This is a genomic window from Parabacteroides johnsonii DSM 18315 (genome assembly GCF_025151045.1).
Classification (GTDB): domain Bacteria; phylum Bacteroidota; class Bacteroidia; order Bacteroidales; family Tannerellaceae; genus Parabacteroides; species Parabacteroides johnsonii.
The window spans coordinates 1,688,769-1,708,008 of record NZ_CP102285.1 but is presented as its reverse complement, the minus strand read 5'-3'; the positions used below and the strand labels follow the sequence as shown (position 1 = coordinate 1,708,008).

19 protein-coding genes and 2 pseudogenes are annotated in these 19,240 nt (G+C 47.4%); 13 read left to right on the top strand and 8 right to left on the bottom strand.

Features of this window, described 5'->3' with window-relative positions; translation table 11 throughout:
• Positions 1-95 precede the first annotated feature (95 nt).
• The 7 genes and pseudogenes from NQ564_RS07105 to NQ564_RS07080 form a co-directional block, all read right to left on the bottom strand.
• Positions 96-602: a flavodoxin gene (locus NQ564_RS07105; protein WP_008149409.1), complete on the bottom strand. Its 507-nt coding sequence runs from the start codon at positions 600-602 to the stop codon at positions 96-98.
• Positions 603-764: 162 nt separating this feature from the next.
• On the bottom strand, positions 765-2,801 hold the full coding sequence (locus NQ564_RS07100) for an alpha-ketoacid dehydrogenase subunit alpha/beta (RefSeq protein WP_008149411.1): 2,037 nt from the start codon (positions 2,799-2,801) through the stop codon (positions 765-767).
• Positions 2,802-2,865: 64 nt separating this feature from the next.
• Positions 2,866-3,879 (bottom strand): annotated as a pseudogene (locus NQ564_RS07095) (dihydrolipoamide acetyltransferase family protein); the annotation flags it as partial.
• A gap of 192 nt (positions 3,880-4,071) precedes the next feature.
• Positions 4,072-4,221, bottom strand: a pseudogene (locus NQ564_RS19400) (biotin/lipoyl-containing protein); the annotation flags it as partial.
• Between the two features lie 40 nt (positions 4,222-4,261).
• Positions 4,262-5,002, bottom strand: a complete 741-nt coding sequence (locus tag NQ564_RS07090) for a lipoate--protein ligase family protein (RefSeq protein WP_039848194.1) — start codon at positions 5,000-5,002, stop codon at positions 4,262-4,264.
• Between the two features lie 2 nt (positions 5,003-5,004).
• Positions 5,005-6,354, bottom strand: a complete 1,350-nt coding sequence (lpdA, locus tag NQ564_RS07085) for a dihydrolipoyl dehydrogenase (RefSeq protein WP_039848195.1) — start codon at positions 6,352-6,354, stop codon at positions 5,005-5,007.
• 262 nt (positions 6,355-6,616) lie between these two features.
• Positions 6,617-7,219, bottom strand: coding sequence for a nitroreductase family protein (locus tag NQ564_RS07080; protein WP_008149419.1), 603 nt, complete (start codon positions 7,217-7,219; stop codon positions 6,617-6,619).
• A 168-nt stretch (positions 7,220-7,387) separates the two neighbouring features.
• On the opposite strand from NQ564_RS07080, the gene NQ564_RS07075 reads away from it, so the two are divergent.
• From NQ564_RS07075 to NQ564_RS07020, 12 genes are all read left to right on the top strand, one after another.
• Positions 7,388-8,650 carry a hypothetical protein gene (locus NQ564_RS07075; RefSeq protein ID WP_008149421.1) on the top strand — a complete coding sequence of 421 codons (1,263 nt, stop codon included), beginning with the start codon at positions 7,388-7,390 and terminating at the stop codon, positions 8,648-8,650.
• A gap of 171 nt (positions 8,651-8,821) precedes the next feature.
• A complete protein-coding gene (gene rpmB / locus NQ564_RS07070; protein WP_005638129.1) occupies positions 8,822-9,061 on the top strand; it encodes a 50S ribosomal protein L28 in 240 nt (79 codons plus the stop codon).
• A 19-nt stretch (positions 9,062-9,080) separates the two neighbouring features.
• Positions 9,081-9,269, top strand: a complete 189-nt coding sequence (gene rpmG / locus NQ564_RS07065; protein WP_005642977.1) for a 50S ribosomal protein L33 — start codon at positions 9,081-9,083, stop codon at positions 9,267-9,269.
• Positions 9,270-9,283: 14 nt separating this feature from the next.
• A complete protein-coding gene (locus NQ564_RS07060; RefSeq protein WP_005638125.1) occupies positions 9,284-9,436 on the top strand; it encodes a DUF4295 domain-containing protein in 153 nt (50 codons plus the stop codon).
• A gap of 205 nt (positions 9,437-9,641) precedes the next feature.
• Positions 9,642-10,766: a DNA polymerase III subunit beta gene (gene dnaN / locus NQ564_RS07055; protein ID WP_008149437.1), complete on the top strand. Its 1,125-nt coding sequence runs from the start codon at positions 9,642-9,644 to the stop codon at positions 10,764-10,766.
• A gap of 11 nt (positions 10,767-10,777) precedes the next feature.
• Positions 10,778-11,560: a 3'-5' exonuclease gene (locus NQ564_RS07050; RefSeq protein ID WP_008157553.1), complete on the top strand. Its 783-nt coding sequence runs from the start codon at positions 10,778-10,780 to the stop codon at positions 11,558-11,560.
• Between the two features lie 5 nt (positions 11,561-11,565).
• On the top strand, positions 11,566-12,717 hold the full coding sequence (locus NQ564_RS07045) for an iron-containing alcohol dehydrogenase (RefSeq protein WP_021862753.1): 1,152 nt from the start codon (positions 11,566-11,568) through the stop codon (positions 12,715-12,717).
• Between the two features lie 65 nt (positions 12,718-12,782).
• The gene (coaBC, locus tag NQ564_RS07040) at positions 12,783-13,985 is read left to right on the top strand and encodes a bifunctional phosphopantothenoylcysteine decarboxylase/phosphopantothenate--cysteine ligase CoaBC (protein WP_129649947.1); all 1,203 of its coding nucleotides are present in this window, start codon (positions 12,783-12,785) and stop codon (positions 13,983-13,985) included.
• Entirely contained in the window at positions 13,982-14,887 is a 906-nt protein-coding gene (gene porD / locus NQ564_RS07035) for a type IX secretion system protein PorD (protein ID WP_008149444.1), read from the top strand. Before coaBC ends, porD begins: the two co-directional genes overlap by 4 nt.
• A 12-nt stretch (positions 14,888-14,899) precedes the next feature.
• Positions 14,900-16,564, top strand: a complete 1,665-nt coding sequence (recN, locus tag NQ564_RS07030; RefSeq protein ID WP_129649945.1) for a DNA repair protein RecN — start codon at positions 14,900-14,902, stop codon at positions 16,562-16,564.
• A 65-nt stretch (positions 16,565-16,629) separates the two neighbouring features.
• Entirely contained in the window at positions 16,630-17,463 is an 834-nt protein-coding gene (locus NQ564_RS07025) for a hypothetical protein (protein ID WP_008149450.1), read from the top strand.
• A gap of 2 nt (positions 17,464-17,465) precedes the next feature.
• Positions 17,466-17,894 (top strand): hypothetical protein, encoded by a 429-nt coding sequence (locus tag NQ564_RS07020; protein ID WP_008149451.1) that lies wholly within the window; start codon positions 17,466-17,468, stop codon positions 17,892-17,894.
• Here NQ564_RS07020 and NQ564_RS07015 read toward each other — a convergent pair.
• Complete coding sequence (locus NQ564_RS07015) at positions 17,873-18,340, bottom strand: hypothetical protein (RefSeq protein ID WP_129649943.1); 468 nt, start codon at positions 18,338-18,340, stop codon at positions 17,873-17,875. The genes NQ564_RS07020 and NQ564_RS07015 overlap by 22 nt on opposite strands.
• A 144-nt stretch (positions 18,341-18,484) precedes the next feature.
• On the opposite strand from NQ564_RS07015, the gene rlmB reads away from it, so the two are divergent.
• The gene (rlmB, locus tag NQ564_RS07010) at positions 18,485-19,234 is read left to right on the top strand and encodes a 23S rRNA (guanosine(2251)-2'-O)-methyltransferase RlmB (RefSeq protein ID WP_008149459.1); all 750 of its coding nucleotides are present in this window, start codon (positions 18,485-18,487) and stop codon (positions 19,232-19,234) included.
• Positions 19,235-19,240: the final 6 nt, after the last annotated feature.

Here is a 19,240-nt window from a genome sequence, read left to right as displayed (position 1 = left end):
GTTTTCCGTGAAATCCGTGCCTAAATTATATCTATTAGTAAGCTAAATTTTGCTTCGACACAGCTCCTTGCCAAGAGCAGAAACAAATGCAAATATTATTGAAACTCCTTTTTCAGTTTCTCCACCCATTTCAGTATCCGTTCCTCCGTCTGTTCGGACTGGTTCTCGATATCGAGGGGAAGTCCCAGGAAATGTCCTTCCTTAACGGCCCGTGATTGGGTGAAATGGTAGTCGTTGACAGGCATGAAACCGACCAGTTCCGCATTGCTTTGGGTAAAGGCTTCCGCCAGAATGCCGATCCCATCGACGAAATTGTCGGGATAGCGTTCTTGGTCTCCGAGCCCGAATAGGGCGACTTTCTTGCCCGTCATGTCGATGGATTTTATTTCCGGCATGAACTCGTCCCAGTAAGTCGGCAGTTCTCCGTCGAACCAGGTGGAAGTTCCGGCGATAATATTGTCGAACGATTCGAACTCCTCGCGTGTCGCCCCTTCTATCGGGATCAGGACGACTTCGTTTTCTGCGAATGCTTCTTGTATTTTCAAAGCGACTACGGCTGTTTTAGCGGTTGTGCCACCATAGAATAAACCTATTTTCTTCATTTTGTATGTTGTTTATAGAAAGTGTGTCGAAACTATCCTGTTCCCGCGCCCCTCGCGGGATCGCATTAAAACCGGCCCTATAAAAATCTGATTGATAAGGTCTGTCCTTTTGCAGCCCCGCATCAAGTGCGGGGACAAGGAGATTTTGACATACCCTCTTCATTAATATTCCAATAATGCTTTTGCTGCGTTGTAGATCCGTTCTTCTCCGGGCAGGATCGCCTTTTCGAGGACCGGATGGAAACCGACAGGGGTAAAGGTGGAGCCGACGCGCTGGATCGGAGCATCCAGGTACCGGAACATTTCCGTGCCGACGATACCGGCTATTTCCGCACCGAAACCGGAGAACACTTTATCTTCATGTACGATCAGCACCTTGCTGGTCTTTTTCACGGAGGCGAAGATTGTTTCCGTATCGAGCGGGATCAGCGAGCGGATGTCGATGACTTCCACGTCCCAGTTATGCTCTTTCTTCAACTTCTCGGCGACACTGAGGCAGAAATGCGTGGTATTGCCATACGTGATCACGCTCAGGTCACTACCCGGCCGGCGGATACGGGCTTTCCCGAAAGGAACCTCGAAGTCTTCCGGCACAAAACTGGCTGCTTCGACCGAGTTATACTGTGCTTTCGGTTCGAGAAAGACAGTAAAGCCTTTCGAACGTAGGCTGGTGCGCAACAGTCCTGCCGCATCGTCGGCAAAAGAAGGATAGACGATGCGGGCTCCCGGAATGGAAGTCAGCGCACCTTCGATCGTTTGCGAATGGTAGAGTCCGCCGCCGATATAACCGCCCGATGCCAGGCGGAGCGTCAGGTTAGGGGTGAACTGTCCGTTGCTTCGCCAGTATTCGTGCGTACATTCGACATACTGCTCGATGGCCGGCCAGAAATAATCGGCAAATTCGGCTCCTTCCACCACGACGTGTATTTTCGGATCGAAGCGGCACATGCCGTTGGCCGTACCCACGATGTAGTCTTCGGCGATGGGAGCGTTGAAGATACGTTTTGGCCCGAACTCCTGTTGCATGCCTTTGGTGACGTTGAACACGCCGCCTTTGTCTTTGTTAGCCACATCCTGTCCCCACAGGAATGTATTCGGGTTATGGCGGAATTCTGCTTTTAGTGTTTCGTTGATTGCGGTTACCAGTGTTCTTTTTTCGCCATTTTCTTCTTTATGCGTGCCGTCTGTATATTTCTGTGGCTGGTAAGGTTCGGGCAGGACATAATCAAAGATCGTCGCAGGATCGGGTTCGGGAGCCGCCAACGCTTTGCGGTTGGCCGCACTCAGGTCTTTTTTTGCCTGTGCTTCTATCTGCTTCAGCTCATCTTCGGTCAAGCGGTTGTAACGGAGCAGCATACGGCGGAATTTTTGCAGCGGATCGGCTGCTTTCACGTAGGCAAGTTCGTTTTCATCGCGATACAAAGTCTGCTTGTCAGAGTTCGAATGGGAGCCGATGCGTACGCAGTTTGCATGGACGATCACCGGATTATGCGTATTGATCGCATGTTCGCGGGCTTCGGTCATGGCGTTCATCGAGTCAAAAACGTCTTTCCCGTTACAGTGGATGATACGCAGGTTCTTGAAGCCGGAGAAGTTGTCGGCTACCTTGCGGTTGGCCGTCTGGTCCTTTTTGGGGACGGAGATGCCGTAGCCGTTATCCTGCAAGACGAAGATAACGGGGAGCTGTTCGTTGCTCGCCCCGTTGATGGCTTCATAGACGTAACCTTCGGAAGTGGCGGACTCGCCATGCGAAGTGATCGCGACACCTTTATGGTCGTAATAAACCATTGCACGGGCGACACCTACGGCATGCAGGTCGTGTGTCCCGGTTGCCGAGGATATGTTCTCGATGTGCCACTCCGGCTTGGCGAAGTGGTTGGACATATGCCGTCCGCCGCTGGACGGGTCGGTCGCTTTCGAGATACCGTTCAGGATAACTTCTTCCGCCGTCATTCCGGCAGAGAGGACCGTCAGCATATCGCGGTAATAAGGAAAGAGATAATCCTCTCCCCGGCGGAATACCTGTCCGATGGCAAGTTGGATGCCGTCATGCCCGGCATAAGGGGCATGATAAGACCATCCTAAGGACTGGAGCAGGTAAGAAGGCGCCTTTTCATCGAGCGCCCTGCCGAGACTCATCAGGTAATACCATTTGCGAAGAGTCTCGGTATCGGTTGTTTTTATATCGTATCGTTTCATATTTGATTATTTTATGTGTTGTATTAGTTACTTTTGGATCAAGCCAAAAGTAACAGATAAATCATTATTTATCCCAATTCTCAAGGTAGTCCGCAACCCTCCGCAGGAATTCACCGCCGAGAGCACCGTTGATGATCCGATGGTCGTACGACAGGGATAGGTACATCTTGTGCCGTATTGCAATCGTATCTCCTTCGGGTGTCTCCACTACAGCCGGTTTCTTTTCGATGAAGCCGACACCTAAGATGGCGACCTGGGGCTGGTTGATGATCGGAGTACCGAACAGGCTTTTGAACGAACCGAAGTTGGTGATCGTAAAAGTTCCGCCTTGTATATCGTCCGGCATCAGCTTATTACTGCGTGCTTTGGCGGCAAGGCTGTCGATACTGCCGGCAAGACCGTTCAGATTCAATTTATCTGCATCATGTATGACCGGAACGATCAGGTTCCCGTCCGGTAGCGACACGGCGATACCCAGGTTGATATGCTTTTTCAGAATGACTTTATAGCCATCTACCGATGCGTTCACGTATGGGAATTCAGCCAATGCTTTGGCCGTAGCTTCGGCAATGGCGGGCATATAGGTGAGTGGCACGCCCTCGCGTTTGAAGAAAGCCTCTTTCACGCGGCTGCGCCATTTGACGAGGCGGGTAACGTCGGCTTCGACAACGGTCGTGACGTGAGGAGACACTTTTTTCGACATCACCATATGGTCGGATAGGATGCGGGCTATGCGATCCATCTCGACAATCTCGTCGCCGTTGGCCGAAGCTACCGGACTGACCGGATTGTTACGTTTGTCGTTACTACCCGTTGTTGATGCCGGAGCCTGTCCGGTAGCGGTTGTCGCTGTTGTCCGGTGCGACTGTTCGCCACTGTCTGGTAACGAGGTGAGGGACTGTCCGGTGACGGTGACCGCCTGGGGAGCAACTCCGCTTTTCTTCGTCGTTATATAGTCTTTGATATCTTTTTTGCTGAGCCGTCCTTCGTAGCCGGTTCCCGGAATGGCATCCAGTTCGGCCTGCGATATTTTGGCTTCCTGTGCCAGTTGCAACACGATGGGCGAATACCACCTTCCGTCTTCTTCTTTGGATGATTTGACCGGCTGGGCGGGTTCTGCCGGGGTGGACCGTACCGTGGTGCTTTCGTCGCTTTTGGCTGCTGCGGAAGCGGAGCTTTCCTGAGTTTCTCCTTCTTCGCCCTCCAACTGGATCAGGGCGACGGCTGTACCGACAGCTACCGTGTCGCCTTCGGCAAACAGAAGTTCGAGAACCTTTCCGGCTACCGGAGAGGGAATTTCCGCACTGACTTTGGCTGTGCTCACCTCAAAAAGGACATCGTCCTCCTGAACGGCGTCGCCTACTTTGACGGACCAGGAGACAATCGTCCCTTCCGTAATGCTTTCGCCCAGTTTGGGCATTTTTATTTCAAATGTCGACATATTATTTTAAATGTGTATTTTATGTTTTGATATTGAAGTTCCAGGCCGGTGTCGCATATTTGTTGTCACGCAGGGACCAGATGGCGTTCAAATCGTCTTCAGTGAATGAATAGGGACGGGTAGCCGTCTTGTTTTCAGTAAAATAGTTCAGAAGTGCATCTCTGAATTCTCCGATAGATACCGCTTTACGGGTATAGGTGCATATGTTGGTGACCGGGCTTCTTACGGACTTGACATAAAAAGGAGCAGGGTTCACCTCCTTTTCCTCCGGCCTCTGCCCTGTGCTTTTGAGGGCGGTCGTCAGGTGATACAGGTCGGTGGAGAAAAGGAGGGTGGCATGATGCAAGATCCTGCCTTTATGGATGGATTGCGCACTGCCCGATATTTTCAGCCCGTCGATCGTGAGTGCCTGCCGTTCGTCTGTCTCTGCCCGGATGCCGAATGTGGCAAGGAAGTCGATCAGCCGGGCTGTGAATGTGCCGGATGCAAGTTCCTTGCTGTTTTGTATAAAAGTAATATTCAGGTTACCGGAATCATGATAGACGGCCCCGCCACCGGAATAACGGCGTACGACTTTGATGTGCTTCTCCTGTATATAGTTCCGGTTTATCTCGTCCCATACGTTCTGGTGCTTGCCGATGATGACGGACGGTTCGTTCTGCCACAACATGAAGATGTCGTCCGAAAAGTTCTTGAGCAGATACTCCTCGGCCGCCAGGTTGAACCAGGCATCGGTGTATGGATTGTCGATATAAAGCATCATCAGAGGTACAGGCTTTCGTGTATTACCTCTCCGACGGTCGGATGGGGGAATACGGTTTTCTTGAATTCATCGACCGTATAGCCGTGCTCGACGGCGATACCGGCAATGACGATGATCTCCGATGCCGGATTTCCCAACAGATGGCAACCGATGATCTGGCCGTTCACGTTCGTCAGGAGCTTGCAGAGCCCGTTGCCGGTTTCGTTTTCAGCGACAAAACGGCCGGAGTAGGTCATCGGTATCTTGACAAGGTTGTAATATTCTCCGTTTGCCTTCAGTTCTTCCTCCGTCTTGCCGACACCGGCCACTTCAGGGTTGGTGTAGACAACGGCGGGAATAGCCCTGTAGTCCATCCGGTCCTCATGCCCTAAGATATGGTTGACGGCGACCTCACCTTCCCGATAGGCCGTATGGGCCAGTTGCGAGAATCCTGTGATATCGCCGGCTGCATAAACGTGCGGATGGGAGGTCTGCATATATTCGTTCACCCGGACTCCCCGGCGGTCCGTCTCGATGGAAAGGCTTTCCAGGCCTAAATCTTTGGTGATCGCCCGGCGTCCTACGCTGACCAGGATTCTGTCCGCCGGGATCGCATTCACCTTGCCGTCTTTTTCGACAATGACCTCTTTCGGGTTCACCTCGATCACTTTTGTGTTCAGATGAAATTCCACCCCTTTCTTGGCGTATTCGTTCCGGAGCATGGCGGACGCCTCTTTGTCCATTGCGCCGAGTATTTCCGGCATCATCTCGATCACCTTCACTTTTACTCCCATGCTGGTGAAAAAAGAGGCGAACTCGATCCCGATGACACCGCCGCCTATGATGGCAAGTTCTTTGGGGAGTTCTTTACTGTCGAGTGCTTCCCGCGAAGTCCAGTAGTCTGTTTCTGAAAGTCCCTTGATTGGGGGAATTACCGTTTCGGAACCGGTGCAGAGGAGTATGTTTTTGACGGTGAAAAGGTCGTTTCCGCACTGTATGCGGATCATTCCGTCGGTTTCCCCGTTCAACACGGCAGTGCCCTCGACGATCGTGATCCCGCTCGAAGTGAGTCGCATCTTTACACCGGATGTCAGTTTTTTGACCGTCCGGTTCTTACGCCCGATGATCTTATCCATGTCGAAAGACGGCGTCCCTTCCGATGAAATGCCATATTTGGAGGATGTTTTGAAACTGTCTAATATCTTGGCAGAGTATAATAATGTTTTTGTGGGAATACAGCCTTCGTTCAGGCAGACACCCCCGATGGCGTTCTTTTCGAAGAGGACGGTCTTCAGGCCCCCTTCGGCTGCCCGTTCGGCGGCGGTGTAGCCTGCCGGTCCTCCCCCTATAATTGCAATATCGTAATTCATGTTTGTGCTTAATTTAGTTTGACATTTTTCGGTGCCTTTAGCAAGGACCGTATCAGGATACTCCGTTACCATTTCGACAGTAAAAGGAGGCTATCGCTTTCAAATAGAAATGTTAAAAAATATTACCCTTGCTACTAATTCTATTTATATGCACTACTAATCCGATTTACATGGGGTCGTAGTGACATTTTGGTAATGGAGCAACTTTCTCTTTTCTCGATTGTAAATAGTGATATCGGTGCTTAAAACGGCTTCTGGTCTTTTATTTGAAAACCAGGACTCTTTTATCTAATGGTTTTATCTCTTTCGGTCCGGGCTCTTCCGTCGGTGTTCCGAAAGGCATTTGTGCCACCAGTTCCCATTTCGGGTCGAGTTTCCATTCTGCACATACCGTTTCGTCGATCAGCGGGTTATAGTGTTGAAGGGACGCGCCTAAGCCGGCATCTTCGAGCATTGTCCAGATAGCCAGCTGGTGCATGGCGGATGTTTGCTGTGCCCAAACCGGAAATTTGTCGTAGTAGGTAGGGAAGGAGTCTTGCAACTGTTCGACTACCGCTTTGTCTTCGAAAAACAGGATCGTTCCGTAGCCGGCAGCCAGGCTTCCGTCTATTTTAGCCTCCGTTCCTTTGAAGACTTCCGCAGAAACAAGTCTCTTCAATGTCTCTTTCGTGATCTCCCAAAGTCTTTTATGGTTCTTGCCTAACAGCAATACGATACGGGTCGATTGCGAGTTGAAAGCAGAAGGGACGTTCATGACTGCGAAGTCTATTATTTCTTTGATCTGTTCGTCTGATATCGGGGAACTGTTTGTGATGTGATAATAAGTTCTGCGATGTCTCAATGCTTCTTTAAAATCTCGTGCCATAATTAATACGTTTTTATTTTATGCTTCTTTGAAAATAAAACCATCCGGAGTTTGATTTTGTTGCAAAAACGTCCCGTTGTTCCCCGAATGAACCGATAGAATTAATCTATCACGGGCGGATTAGTGGTGAAAAGGCTGTATCTTTGTCTCCCAAAAAGAGCTAAAGGAATGATTGGGAAAAAATTACCGGCCGTTTTTCGGATCGTGTTTGCCATATGGGTGATCCTGCAGGTTTTCCTGGTAGTAAAATACTGGGATATGCCTAACCACGATGATGCCCTGGCTTATGTGAAACTGGCTTCGGAATGTATCGCGAGAGGTACTTGGTATCCGGACATGCATAACCAATATGAGGATTTTATTTTCGGTCCGGGTTATGTAAACCTTTTGATCGGAATCCATCATCTTTTCGGATCTTTCTCTTTTGTCCGGTTACTGAATTTATTGATGAATATTGCAATGGTATTTGAAATACGGAAGTTGGCCGGGCGGATGTTTTCGGATAAAACGGGGTATTACGCTGCTATTTTATATATGTTGATTTTTTCGAACCTATATGCTCCGATAGCCGTATTGACTGATTTGCCTTTTACTTTCCTGCTGTTGACAGCCCTGCTGCTATGCAACGTCCGCCGGCTGTTTCCTGTGGCTGTCGCCGGCGTGTTGATCGCTTTGGCTAACTGGTTCCGTCCTCTGGCAGTTGTCTTTTTATTCGTGATTTTGCTCCTTTTCATCGTGCAAAAGCGTCGATGGCAGTTTTATGCCGCTTTGACCCTGCCGCTTGTCTTGACTGTTTTCCTGATCGGACAGAGTGCGAAGAAGAGAACCGGTCATTTTGTCTATCAAGCGGTATCCGGAGGCTATAATTTAGCGATGAGCTCTTTTGATGAAGCAAACGGTTTAGTCAATTTTAACGGCTTCAGTGATCCGGACAATTATATTTGCCTTCCTCCCGGAGAATATACCTATATGGAGCGGGACAGCCTGTTGAAGCGTGCGTCGGTCCGTTGGATATCGGAACATCCGTTTAAATATATTGCTCAAATGCCCTTCAAGTTGGCCGCTTTATATTGCGAAGATACCTGGACGGAGCGTGTAAAGCCTGATATGGGATTTAGAGTAGTACTTTCGAAAGTACAGGGCAATAGGCTGAAATTGACGGAGTTGATAGTCTCTTTGGCCTTGAAGAGCATTGCCTATTACACCGTGCTTTTGCTATTCCTTTATTACATTTGGACGAACCGGCGCGACCTGTTACGGGAACGGAATGTCTATCTCCTGATCCCAGCTTTAGGCACGGCTGTAACGGTTTTGTTCGTGATTACTTCCCGCTATCATTATCCATATCTGTTTGCGATAACAATCTATGCGGCAGCGGGACTTGATACTCTCATACAGAATAAATTAAGGAAAAATAGCAGAAAGTGCTGATTTATTTGTTGATTTCTTGTGTGTGAATGAAAATAATTTGTACCTTTGTGCCCCGTAAAAGAAGAGAAACTCTATTAGAATCTTTGTTTTTGTTCAAGATGCAGTTCAAAAAGGGAAGACAGATAGCAGGAGTTGACTTAAATTTCGTAATATTAAAAAGAAAGATTAGCGATGTCTAAAATTTGTCAAATTACCGGAAAGAAAGCAATGGTTGGCAACAACGTTTCTCACTCTAAGAGAAGAACGAAACGTAAGTTTGATGTGAACCTGTTTACTAAAAAGTTCTACTGGGTAGAACAGGATTGTTGGGTTAGCCTGAATATTTCAGCCGCTGGCTTGCGTACTATCAATAAACTTGGTTTGGATGCAGCAATTAAGAAAGCTGCTGAAAAAGGTTATTTAAACGCTTAATTTGAGGAGGAAATAAGAAATGGCAAAGAAAGCAAAAGGTAACAGAGTTCAGGTAATTCTTGAATGCACTGAGCACAAAGAAAGTGGTATGCCGGGTACATCTCGTTATATTACAACAAAGAACAGAAAGAATACAACTCAGAGATTGGAGCTGATGAAGTACAATCCTATCCTGAAGAAGATGACATTACACAAAGAAATTAAGTAAGAGGAGATTAAACAATGGCAAAAAAAGCGGTTGCAACATTTAAGAAAGGTGACGGTCGTACCTATTCTAAAGTAATCAAGATGGTTAAGTCCCCGAAGACCGGTGCTTACATCTTCCAGGAAGAAATGATTCCTAACGAAGCTGTTAAAGATTATTTCGCTAAATAACAGAGCGTAATATCAAGATACAAAGAGAGGTTCTTCCCCATAGCGGGAAGGACCTCTTTTTTTGTCTCCATTCGGGTGGTTATATGGAATATTTTCATAATTTTGTGTGGGCGAATCTGCGGCTGTCCGATTGGGGGCTGCCGGTGAGTCGAACCTACAACACGTTGATAAATAATAAATAGAAACAAATTAATAATTAAGAACCATGAGATTTGATGTATCCAGCACAGCGCTGTTATCACGTTTGCAATCTATTAGCAAAGTTATTGCTTCTAAGAATTCATTACCGATCCTGGACAGTTTCCTTTTCAACCTGGAAGGTAATAAACTTACCATAACAGCTTCGGATGCTGAAACACGTCTGGTTACATCCGTTGACGTGATGAATGCACAGGGAAGCGGGCTTTTCGCTGTCTCGGCAAAAATCCTGCTCGATCCATTGAAGGAGTTGCCCGAACAACCGCTGACTTTTGATATTAACGATGATAACTTGGAAATTTTTATCCATTTCCAGAATGGTAAATATAATTTTATCGGACAGAAGGGAGACACATATCCGCAGCAGAAACCGTTGAATGATAACGCGATCTCCATCATGATGGACGCGCAGATGTTGCTGAACGGTATCAGCCGCGCGTTGTTTGCAACGGCTGACGACGAACTTCGTCCGGTAATGAATGGTATCTATTTCGATATTCATACGGACGATTTGACATTTGTGGCTTCCGACGGTCATAAACTGGTGCGCCTGCGTAATCTTTCGGTAAAATCACCGGAAAGAGCTTCTTTCATTTTGCCGAAGAAGCCCGCTAACCTGTTAAAAGGCCTTTTGTCAAAGGAGGAGGGGATGATCAGCATCAAGTTCGATGATAACAACGCCTATGTGAACTGTGCTAATTTCGAAATGGTTTGTCGCCTGATCGAAGGCCGTTATCCGAACTACAACAGCGTGATCCCGCAGGAAAATCCTTTCAAGGTGACAATCGACCGTGTCTCTTTCCTGAATGCCTTGAAGCGTGTTTCCGTTTTCTCCAATCCGGCCAGCAGCCTTGTCAAATTGCAGTTGAAGGAAAGTGAAATGCTTGTTTCCGCACAGGATATCGATTTCTCTACTTCCGCAGAAGAGAAGATTGTTTGCAGCTTTGACGGAACTGAATTAAGCATCGGTTTCAAGGCTACTTATCTGATTGAAATACTGAGCAACATCAATTCGGAAGAGGTGATACTCGAATTGGCTGATCCTTCACGTGCCGGTCTGATCGTTCCTTCTGAAAACGAAGAGAACGAGGATCTGCTGATGCTGCTGATGCCTATGATGTTGAATGATTAAAATACGAAAAAATGCAGTTAAACCTGAAAAACCCGTTAGTCTTCTTCGACTTGGAGACTACGGGTATTAATATTGTTAAAGACCGTATCGTGGAAATCTCTTTTGTGAAGGTTTACCCGAATGGAAAAGAAGAATCTAAAACGAGACGGATCAATCCGGAAATGCCCATTCCACCGGAGTCGACCGCCATTCACGGCATCACTGACGAAGATGTAAAAGACTGTCCTACTTTTAAAGAAATAGCCAAATCGCTGGCAACCCAGATAGAAGGGTGTGATCTGGCCGGATATAATTCCAATCGTTTCGATATCCCTTTGCTGGCGGAAGAGTTTTTGCGTGCTGGTGTCGATATCGATTTGAACAGACGCAAGTTCATAGACGTACAGACTATTTTTCATAAGATGGAACAGCGTACGCTTTCGGCCGCTTATAAGTTCTACTGTGACAAGAGCCTTGAAAACGCCCATACGGCGGAAGCCGATACGATGGCGACTTATGAAGTGTTGAAAGCGCAGCTGGACCGTTATCCGGAGTTGCAGAACGACATTGATTTCCTTTCCAAGTATTCAAGCTATACGAACAATGTGGACTTTGCCGGAAGGATGGTCTATAACGACAAGGGCGAAGAGATAATCAACTTCGGCAAGCATAAGGGGCGTCTGGTAGAAGAGGTCCTGAAGACTGATTTGGGGTACTATGAGTGGATGATGAAAGGGGATTTCCCGTTGAATACTAAGAAGAAATTGACGGAGATCAAATTAAGGATGGCAGGTTTTAATATGAATTCGAAATAAGCGGTATGAATAATTTTGAGTTTTGTAACCCGGTAAAGGTCGTTTTCGGTAAAGGTTCCATCGCCCGCTTGTCCGCTTTGATTCCGGAAGGAAGCAGGGTACTCATGGTATATGGTGGCGGAAGCATAAAGAAAAACGGTATCTACGATCAGGTGACGAAGGCGTTGGAAAGTTTTGAAGTGACCGAATTTCCAGGTATCGAAGCAAATCCGCATTACGAAACCTGTATGAAGGCCGTGGAGATCGTCAGAGAGAAGAAGATCGATTTTCTGTTGGCCGTAGGCGGTGGTTCGGTGATCGATGCAACAAAGTTCATCGCAGTATCTGTCGGTTTCGAAGGTGATCCGTGGGATATCCTTTCGAAAGGCGGGCAGGTGAAGAGTGCTCTGCCTTTGGGAACGGTGCTTACATTGGCTGCGACTGGTTCGGAGATGAACGAACGTTCGGTTATCTCCCGTGTATCGACTCGTGAGAAATTGAATTTCGCCAGTCCGCTGATTTTCCCTAAATTCTCTGTGCTGGACCCGGAAGTGACTTATTCACTTCCTGCTCGACAGGTGGCGAACGGAGTGGTCGACTCTTTTATTCATGTAGTGGAACAATATCTGACATATCCGGTCAATGCGAAGGTACAGGATGCCTTTTCGGAAGGCTTGATGCGCGTCATCCATGAAGAGGGACTGAAAGTTCTGGATCATCCGAATGACTACGATATCCGTGCCAACCTGATGTGGGCGGCAACCAATGCGTTGAATGTCTGGATCGGACAGGGAGTTCCGCAGGACTGGTCTTCTCACCGTATGGGCTATTCGCTGACGGCACAGTTCGGTCTGGATCATGCACAAACACTGGCGATCCTCTTGCCGGGCGTGATGACGTATATGTTTAAAGAGAAGCAGGCCAAGTTAGCTCGTATGGGGGAAGTCGTTTTTGGCATTACAGATGGAACGGAAGAGGAGAGGGCACGAAAGACAATTGCGGCCTGTGAGGATTTCTTCCGCCGGATGGGACTGAAAACGCGCCTCGGTGAATGTGGCATTACGGAAAAGGATTTGGATGCCCTTGCTGCTCCTGTGGACAAACAGGGCTGGAAATTGGGTGAACATCATAATATCGACAGCCGTGTGGCCCGTGAGATAATGGCGTTGCGTTTGTAATAAAAATGGAATAAGGGACTTGAGGGGTGTGTCGGGCACACCCTCGGGACCGCATATCGAATAAAATGCTGAAAGGTAAACATATCATATTGGGGATAACAGGGAGCATCGCTGCCTATAAAGCCGCCTATATCATCCGTGCCCTTGTGAAGAAAGGGGCGGAAGTTCAAGTTGTTATTACCCCTGCGGGAAAAGAATTCATAACGCCGCTCACGCTATCCACCTTGAGCAGCCATCCGGTGATCAGCGAATTTTTCTCGAATCGCGACGGTACGTGGAACAGTCATGTCGATCTTGGCCTCTGGGCCGATGCCATGCTGGTCGCGCCGGCCACTGCTTCGACAATCGGAAAGATGGCGAATGGCATTGCCGACAATATGCTGGTCACGACATACCTGTCATGTAAAGCACCGGTTTTCATCGCACCGGCAATGGATTTGGATATGTTCGCGCATCCATCGACACAGCAGAATTTGGAGCGTCTGCGTTCGTTCGGTAATCGCATCATCGAACCTGCCGAAGGGGAACTTGCCAGTCATCTGGTGGGTAAGGGGCGTATGGAAGAACCGGATAAGATCGTGGCGGTCCTGGAAGATTTCTTTGCTTCTCAAACCCAGCTTGAAAAAAAAAAGATTGTAATAACTGCCGGTCCGACATATGAAAAGATAGATCCCGTACGTTTTATAGGTAACTATTCTTCCGGAAAGATGGGCTTTGCATTGGCGGAAGCGTGTGCAGAGCAGGGGGCCGAAGTGACATTGATCGCAGGACCGGTGTCTTTGGCAGCGGTTCATCCGAATATCAAGCGGATCGATGTCGAGTCGGCCGAAGAAATGTATCAGGCGGCCATGACGGCTTTTCCGCAGGCGGATGCCGGTATCCTTTGTGCCGCTGTGGCGGATTATCGTCCGGGTGAGCAGGTAAGCGAAAAGATCAAGAGGGAGACGAAAGGGGAAATGACGCTCCGCCTGGTTCCGAATAAGGATATCGCAGCCTCGTTAGGGATGATCAAACGTGAAAACCAGGTTCTGGTGGGTTTCGCATTGGAAACAAATGATGAAACAGCTCATGCGGAAGGAAAGCTGAAGCGGAAAAACCTCGATTTCATCGTGTTGAATTCTTTGAGGGATGCAGGTGCCGGTTTCCGTTGCGACACGAATAAGATCACGATCATCGACAAGGAAGGCGGAACGATCGCTTATCCGTTGAAGAGCAAACAGGGGGTAGCCGTTGATATTGTAAATAAATTGGCAACATTATTAAAATGAGAATGATTAAGAAATTATTATGCATATGTCTGTTGGGAGCCGCTCCTTTTATAGGTAAGGCACAGGAGTTGAATGCCCGCATCACGATAAACAGTGATAAGGTGCAGAGTACGAATAAACAGGTATTCAAAACCTTGCAGGATGCATTGAATGATTTCGTCAATAACAAAAAGTGGACGGATGCCACTTTTGCCATGAATGAACGTATCGACTGTTCCATGACTCTCATCATCAACGAGATGGTATCGGACAATAGTTTTAAAGGAGAGATACAGGTGCAGGCTCGCCGTCCGGTATATAATTCCAGCTATACGACTACGTTGCTGAATTATCGTGATACGGAACTTTCTTTTGACTATACCGAATTCGAACCGTTGGAATATACGGAAAATACGTTGAACAGTAACCTGATCGCGACTGTTGTTTTCTATATTTATACGATCCTCGGACTGGATTTCGACAGCTTTTCTCCGAAGGGAGGTACTGCTTTCTTCGGACAGGCCATGCAGATCGTGAGTCTGGCTCAGGCACAACCTACGTGGACGGGTTGGAAAGCTTTTGAAAACGACCGTAACCGCCATGCTTTGGCAACGGCCCTGACGGACAATACTTCGGAACTGTTTCGGGATATGTGGTATAACTATCATCGTAAGGGGCTCGATGAAATGGCTGCAAATCCGGATCGTGGACGTACGACTATAATCGGTTTGCTTCCGGTTTTGGAACAGGTGAAAAGTGCCCGGCCGACATCACCGTTGCTTCAGATGTTCGCCGATTCCAAGTTGGATGAGGTCGTTTTGATTTATTCGAAAGCTACTACACCGGAGAAGCAGGAAGGTTATAAAATGTTGTCCAATCTGTATCCAGCCCTCACGACACGTATGGAATCGCTTAAAAAGTAATCTGGAATAGCTATGCTGAAATCTTTATTCATACGGAACTTTGTTCTGATTGACAGCCTGGACATTAAGTTCGATAAAGGTTTTTCTGTGATAACCGGCGAGACGGGTGCAGGAAAGTCTATTATATTGGGGGCTCTATCCCTGGTCTTAGGACAGCGTGCGGATGGAAAGAGCATTAAAAACGGTTCTGAAAAATGTGTGATAGAAGCAGTCTTTGATGTCTCCCGCTATAAGCTGGAAGAATTTTTTCTCACGAATGACCTGGAGTATGATGCGGAGGTTTGTATTCTTCGCCGGGAATTGTTTGCATCGGGAAAGTCCCGTGCTTTTGTAAACGATTCTCCTGTCCCGCTTTCCGTGGTGAAGGAGTTGGGAAGCCGGTTGATCGATATCCATTCGCAACACCAGAATCTTTTGTTGGGAGATAACCGGTTTCAGTTGAAAGTAATCGATGTAATGGCTGAAAATGATATTCTGCTGATCCTTTACCGGAAGGAATACAGCCGTTATTTGTTTTTGAAAAAGGAGCTGAAAGAGCTGACCGAAAAGGCTCTCCAGACTAAACAGGAGGAAGACTATGTGCGTTTTCAGTTGGAGCAGTTAACCGATGCCGGTTTGGTTGCCGGCGAACAGGAAGAACTGGAACAGGAATTGGAAACCCTTTCTCATGCCGAAGAGATAAAAGGTTCTCTTTATAAGATAACCCAACTGCTGGACGGGGAAGAACAGGGAGCCGTCCAACTGATAAAAGAGGCCCTTTCCACCGCAGACAGCCTGGAACGTTATTATCCGAAAGCGAAAGAAATAGCCGAGCGCCTGCGTTCTGCCTATATCGATATGAACGACTTGGCTTCCGAGACGGAAGTGCTCAAGGAGGATATAGAATTTAATCCTGAACGCTTGGATTGGGTGAACGAACGTCTTAATACGTTATACACCCTGGAGCAGAAACACCGGGTTTCCAAAGTTGAAGAACTGATGGAGTTGCAGGATAAATATACTGAGCAGCTGAAGGAGATCGATTCTTTTGATGAACAGATCGAATCGCTGAAAAAGCAGTTGGAAATCTCTCACCAGGAATTGCTTCAACAGGCAGCCGTATTGAGCGAGCAGCGTAAGATCGCCTCGAAAGCTATTGCTTCCCAATTGGTGGAAATGATTGTCCCGCTGGGTATGCCGAATACGCGCTTTGCAATCGATTTTGTTCCTAAACAGGAGCCGGAAAGCGATGGAATGGACGAAATCCGGTTTATGTTTTCTGCCAATAAGAGTGCGGAACTACAACCGGTGGCTCAGACGGCATCCGGTGGCGAGATCTCCCGCCTGATGTTATGTATCAAGGCGATGATTGCCGGATTTACGGCGTTGCCTGCCATCATCTTTGATGAAGTGGATACGGGGGTTTCCGGAGATATTGCCGATAAAATGGGGGATATCATGCAGGAATTAGGTACGAAGATGCAGGTTTTTGCCATTACCCATCTCCCTCAGATCGCAGCAAAAGGAAAAGACCATTATTTTGTTTATAAGGAGGATACGGATGAACGGACCGTTACCCGTATCCGGAAAATGAATAAGGAGGAGCGTGTGAAAGAGATTGCGCGTATGCTGAGCGGTGCTTCGTTGACCAGTGCTTCCATTGCAAATGCAAAAGAACTGTTGAAAGCGAAAAATTAAACCTTTTCACCGCTCTCTGGTCATAATAGCAACAGAGTGTAAGTGCTAATTAAAAATTGAGTGACATGAAGAGATTGAGTAGTATATTGTTGGCAGTCCTTTTTTGCAGTTTGCAGGGATATGCACAGTTTTGGATCAGCTTCGGATGGAATGAACCCCATTGCCAGAACTGCCTCTGGATGGAACAGGCAATCCGCATGACGAACCGTCAGGCTGCCGAGTATCATAAGATCATTCATCGATACGGGGAGAAGATCGAGCGTGAAGCACGCAAACATTATCGCTATTGGGACCAGTCTGCCCAGAAGATATATAAGCTACGTATGGAGCGGGACCGGAAGTTGCAGCGTATCCTTTCACCTTCGCAATTCCGTTTATATGTGCGTTTTGTCCGTGAAACACCGACACGCATCCATGATTGGAGAGGTTGGTATAATAATCCGCATTATCCGGACTATCGTCCGTCCAGCTCCTGCCATCGTTATGAAGATCATTACTGGCATTGCCAGTGGGAGTATACGAACAATAGATGGTTCGACCGTTTCGACGATGGCAAATGGTATCCCGGTAAGTATGACCGTCCCGGTCATGATAACGGGCAGTGGAGGCCGGACAAATATGATCGTCCTCAACCGAGTCATAACAATGGCCGTCCTCACCATGACAATGGACAGTGGAAACCTGACAAATACGATCGTCCGCACCATCAGGGAGGCCGTCCCGGTTCCGATCATCACAAGAATAAGCACGATAAGGACAAATATGACAAGAAACGTCCGGATCGGGATAAAGACAGACATTACGATAAGAACAAAAAAGAAGACAAGCGGTCTGACAAGGATCGCACGAATAGCCGCCAACGTACGAGTGACAGGCGGAGCATAGAGAAAAGTATCTGATAATGGGATTTAGAGTAAACCGGCGCACCCTGCTTCTGATAGCCGGGTGCGTTTGGATAATAGCAGGTATCAATATCTTAAGGATCGGCATCGTCACGTGGTTGAACGATGCCCATTATTGGTTGTTTAAAGTCGGGGAGGCAATTGTTGTTTTCCTGCTTTTCTTCCAGTTTGTCTTTCGCCGCTTGTTTATTAAGCATTCCGAGCGGATCTCACAGAAAGGGGAAAAGAACTGTCCTTTTTCATTTTTTGATGTGAAAGGTTGGATTGTGATGATCTTTATGATTACTTTCGGTATTACGATCCGTCATTTCCAATTGCTTCCCAACTCTTTTATTTCGGTATTTTATACCGGACTTTCGTCAGCCTTGATTATTACCGGTATCTTATTCCTGATCCGGGCTTATTCTCATACTTTTAACAGAAGTTGAAAAGCGACAGCCAAGATGAAGTAGGCCAGGTAACATACGATGGAAGCCCCGAGTGAGACCAATATCTGCATCGGCATACGTTTTTCTTTCCGCATATAATCATAATTAAATGTGGCACCAAAGATACCGAACACGCCTCCTATAGCTCCTCCTAAAAAGATAAGCAGGATAGGGAGGCCGCCTATTATATATTCGGCAGTGGTCAGCCTCTCGTCCAATGCTATTTTCTTTCCTCTGAATATCGCCATGTAAACGAAATCCAATCCATATTGTATTCTTAGTTCTTCCTGCTCGCCGGATGTGTTGGTGATGTAGTATTTGGGTTTGAATGTTCCGGATCGTTTGATTTCTCTTCCATCCTGAAATAAACGTAATTTAAAAGGACCGTATACCAGTGTCAGCTCTCCTTGTACTCCTTCAAGAGTAAATTTCTTTTCCTTTGCCATGTTCTTTCAATTTTGATAGATTGTAGTGTTTGTTTTTATACAATACAAAGGTATATAATAAAAGCGTAAATCTTTGTATCTTTGTCCACATAAAGCCGGGAATAGTCGAATAGCCCGGCGATAAAACGGAAAAGATATAGAATAATGAAAGAAAACGAAATGGTGTTCGGCATCCGTGCCGTGATCGAGGCAATCCAGGCCGATAAGGAGATTGATAAAATATTGGTAAAACGTGAACTGCAGGGAGACTTGTCTCGTGAACTGTTTGAAGTTCTGAAAGGACGTGACATACCTGTACAGCGTGTGCCTGCCGAACGTCTCGACCGTTTGACACGCAAGAATCATCAGGGGGTAATAGCCTTTATCCCAGCTGTCACGTACGAGCGGCTGGAAAATATTATTCCGTTTGTATATGAACAGGGAAAGAATCCGTTTATTGTGTTGTTGGACGGGGTTACGGATGTCCGTAATTTCGGTGCGATTGCCCGTACCTGCGAATGTGCCGGTGTGGATGCGATCGTGATTCCTTCAAGGGGAAGCGTGACGGTGAATGCCGATGCGATTAAGACCTCGGCTGGTGCGCTCCATGTATTGCCTGTCTGTAAGGAAAAAAGCATTACGGAGGCTATCCGTTTTTTACAGGCGTCCGGAGTAAAAGTCTATGCAGCCAGTGAAAAAGCCTTTGAGAATTATACTGCTATCAAATATGACGGACCTGTGGCTATCGTAATGGGAGCCGAAGATACGGGAGTTTCGATGGATAATCTTCGTATCTGCGACAGTATGGTGAAGATCCCGCAGTTTGGTACGATCGGTTCGCTGAACGTATCGGTCGCCTCTTCCATCCTTGTCTATGAAGTGGTTCGTCAGCGGATGAACGAACAAGCACAATAACGTTAT

Excerpts from the sequence above, each read along its gene's own strand:
- dnaN (WP_008149437.1), top strand. The coding sequence starts at position 9,642 with ATGAGATTTGATGTATCCAGCACAGCGCTGTTATCACGTTTGCAATCT.
- NQ564_RS07025 (WP_008149450.1), top strand. The coding sequence starts at position 16,630 with ATGAAGAGATTGAGTAGTATATTGTTGGCAGTCCTTTTTTGCAGTTTG.
- NQ564_RS07050 (WP_008157553.1), top strand. The coding sequence starts at position 10,778 with ATGCAGTTAAACCTGAAAAACCCGTTAGTCTTCTTCGACTTGGAGACT.
- NQ564_RS07060 (WP_005638125.1), top strand. The coding sequence starts at position 9,284 with ATGGCAAAAAAAGCGGTTGCAACATTTAAGAAAGGTGACGGTCGTACC.
- rpmG (WP_005642977.1), top strand. The coding sequence starts at position 9,081 with ATGGCAAAGAAAGCAAAAGGTAACAGAGTTCAGGTAATTCTTGAATGC.
- recN (WP_129649945.1), top strand. The coding sequence starts at position 14,900 with ATGCTGAAATCTTTATTCATACGGAACTTTGTTCTGATTGACAGCCTG.
- NQ564_RS07020 (WP_008149451.1), top strand. The coding sequence starts at position 17,466 with ATGGGATTTAGAGTAAACCGGCGCACCCTGCTTCTGATAGCCGGGTGC.
- NQ564_RS07075 (WP_008149421.1), top strand. The coding sequence starts at position 7,388 with ATGATTGGGAAAAAATTACCGGCCGTTTTTCGGATCGTGTTTGCCATA.
- rlmB (WP_008149459.1), top strand. The coding sequence starts at position 18,485 with ATGAAAGAAAACGAAATGGTGTTCGGCATCCGTGCCGTGATCGAGGCA.
- lpdA (WP_039848195.1), bottom strand. The coding sequence starts at position 6,354 with ATGAATTACGATATTGCAATTATAGGGGGAGGACCGGCAGGCTACACC.
- NQ564_RS07105 (WP_008149409.1), bottom strand. The coding sequence starts at position 602 with ATGAAGAAAATAGGTTTATTCTATGGTGGCACAACCGCTAAAACAGCC.
- NQ564_RS07090 (WP_039848194.1), bottom strand. The coding sequence starts at position 5,002 with ATGCTTTATATCGACAATCCATACACCGATGCCTGGTTCAACCTGGCG.
- porD (WP_008149444.1), top strand. The coding sequence starts at position 13,982 with ATGAGAATGATTAAGAAATTATTATGCATATGTCTGTTGGGAGCCGCT.
- NQ564_RS07100 (WP_008149411.1), bottom strand. The coding sequence starts at position 2,801 with ATGAAACGATACGATATAAAAACAACCGATACCGAGACTCTTCGCAAA.
- NQ564_RS07015 (WP_129649943.1), bottom strand. The coding sequence starts at position 18,340 with ATGGCAAAGGAAAAGAAATTTACTCTTGAAGGAGTACAAGGAGAGCTG.
- coaBC (WP_129649947.1), top strand. The coding sequence starts at position 12,783 with ATGCTGAAAGGTAAACATATCATATTGGGGATAACAGGGAGCATCGCT.
- NQ564_RS07045 (WP_021862753.1), top strand. The coding sequence starts at position 11,566 with ATGAATAATTTTGAGTTTTGTAACCCGGTAAAGGTCGTTTTCGGTAAA.
- rpmB (WP_005638129.1), top strand. The coding sequence starts at position 8,822 with ATGTCTAAAATTTGTCAAATTACCGGAAAGAAAGCAATGGTTGGCAAC.
- NQ564_RS07080 (WP_008149419.1), bottom strand. The coding sequence starts at position 7,219 with ATGGCACGAGATTTTAAAGAAGCATTGAGACATCGCAGAACTTATTAT.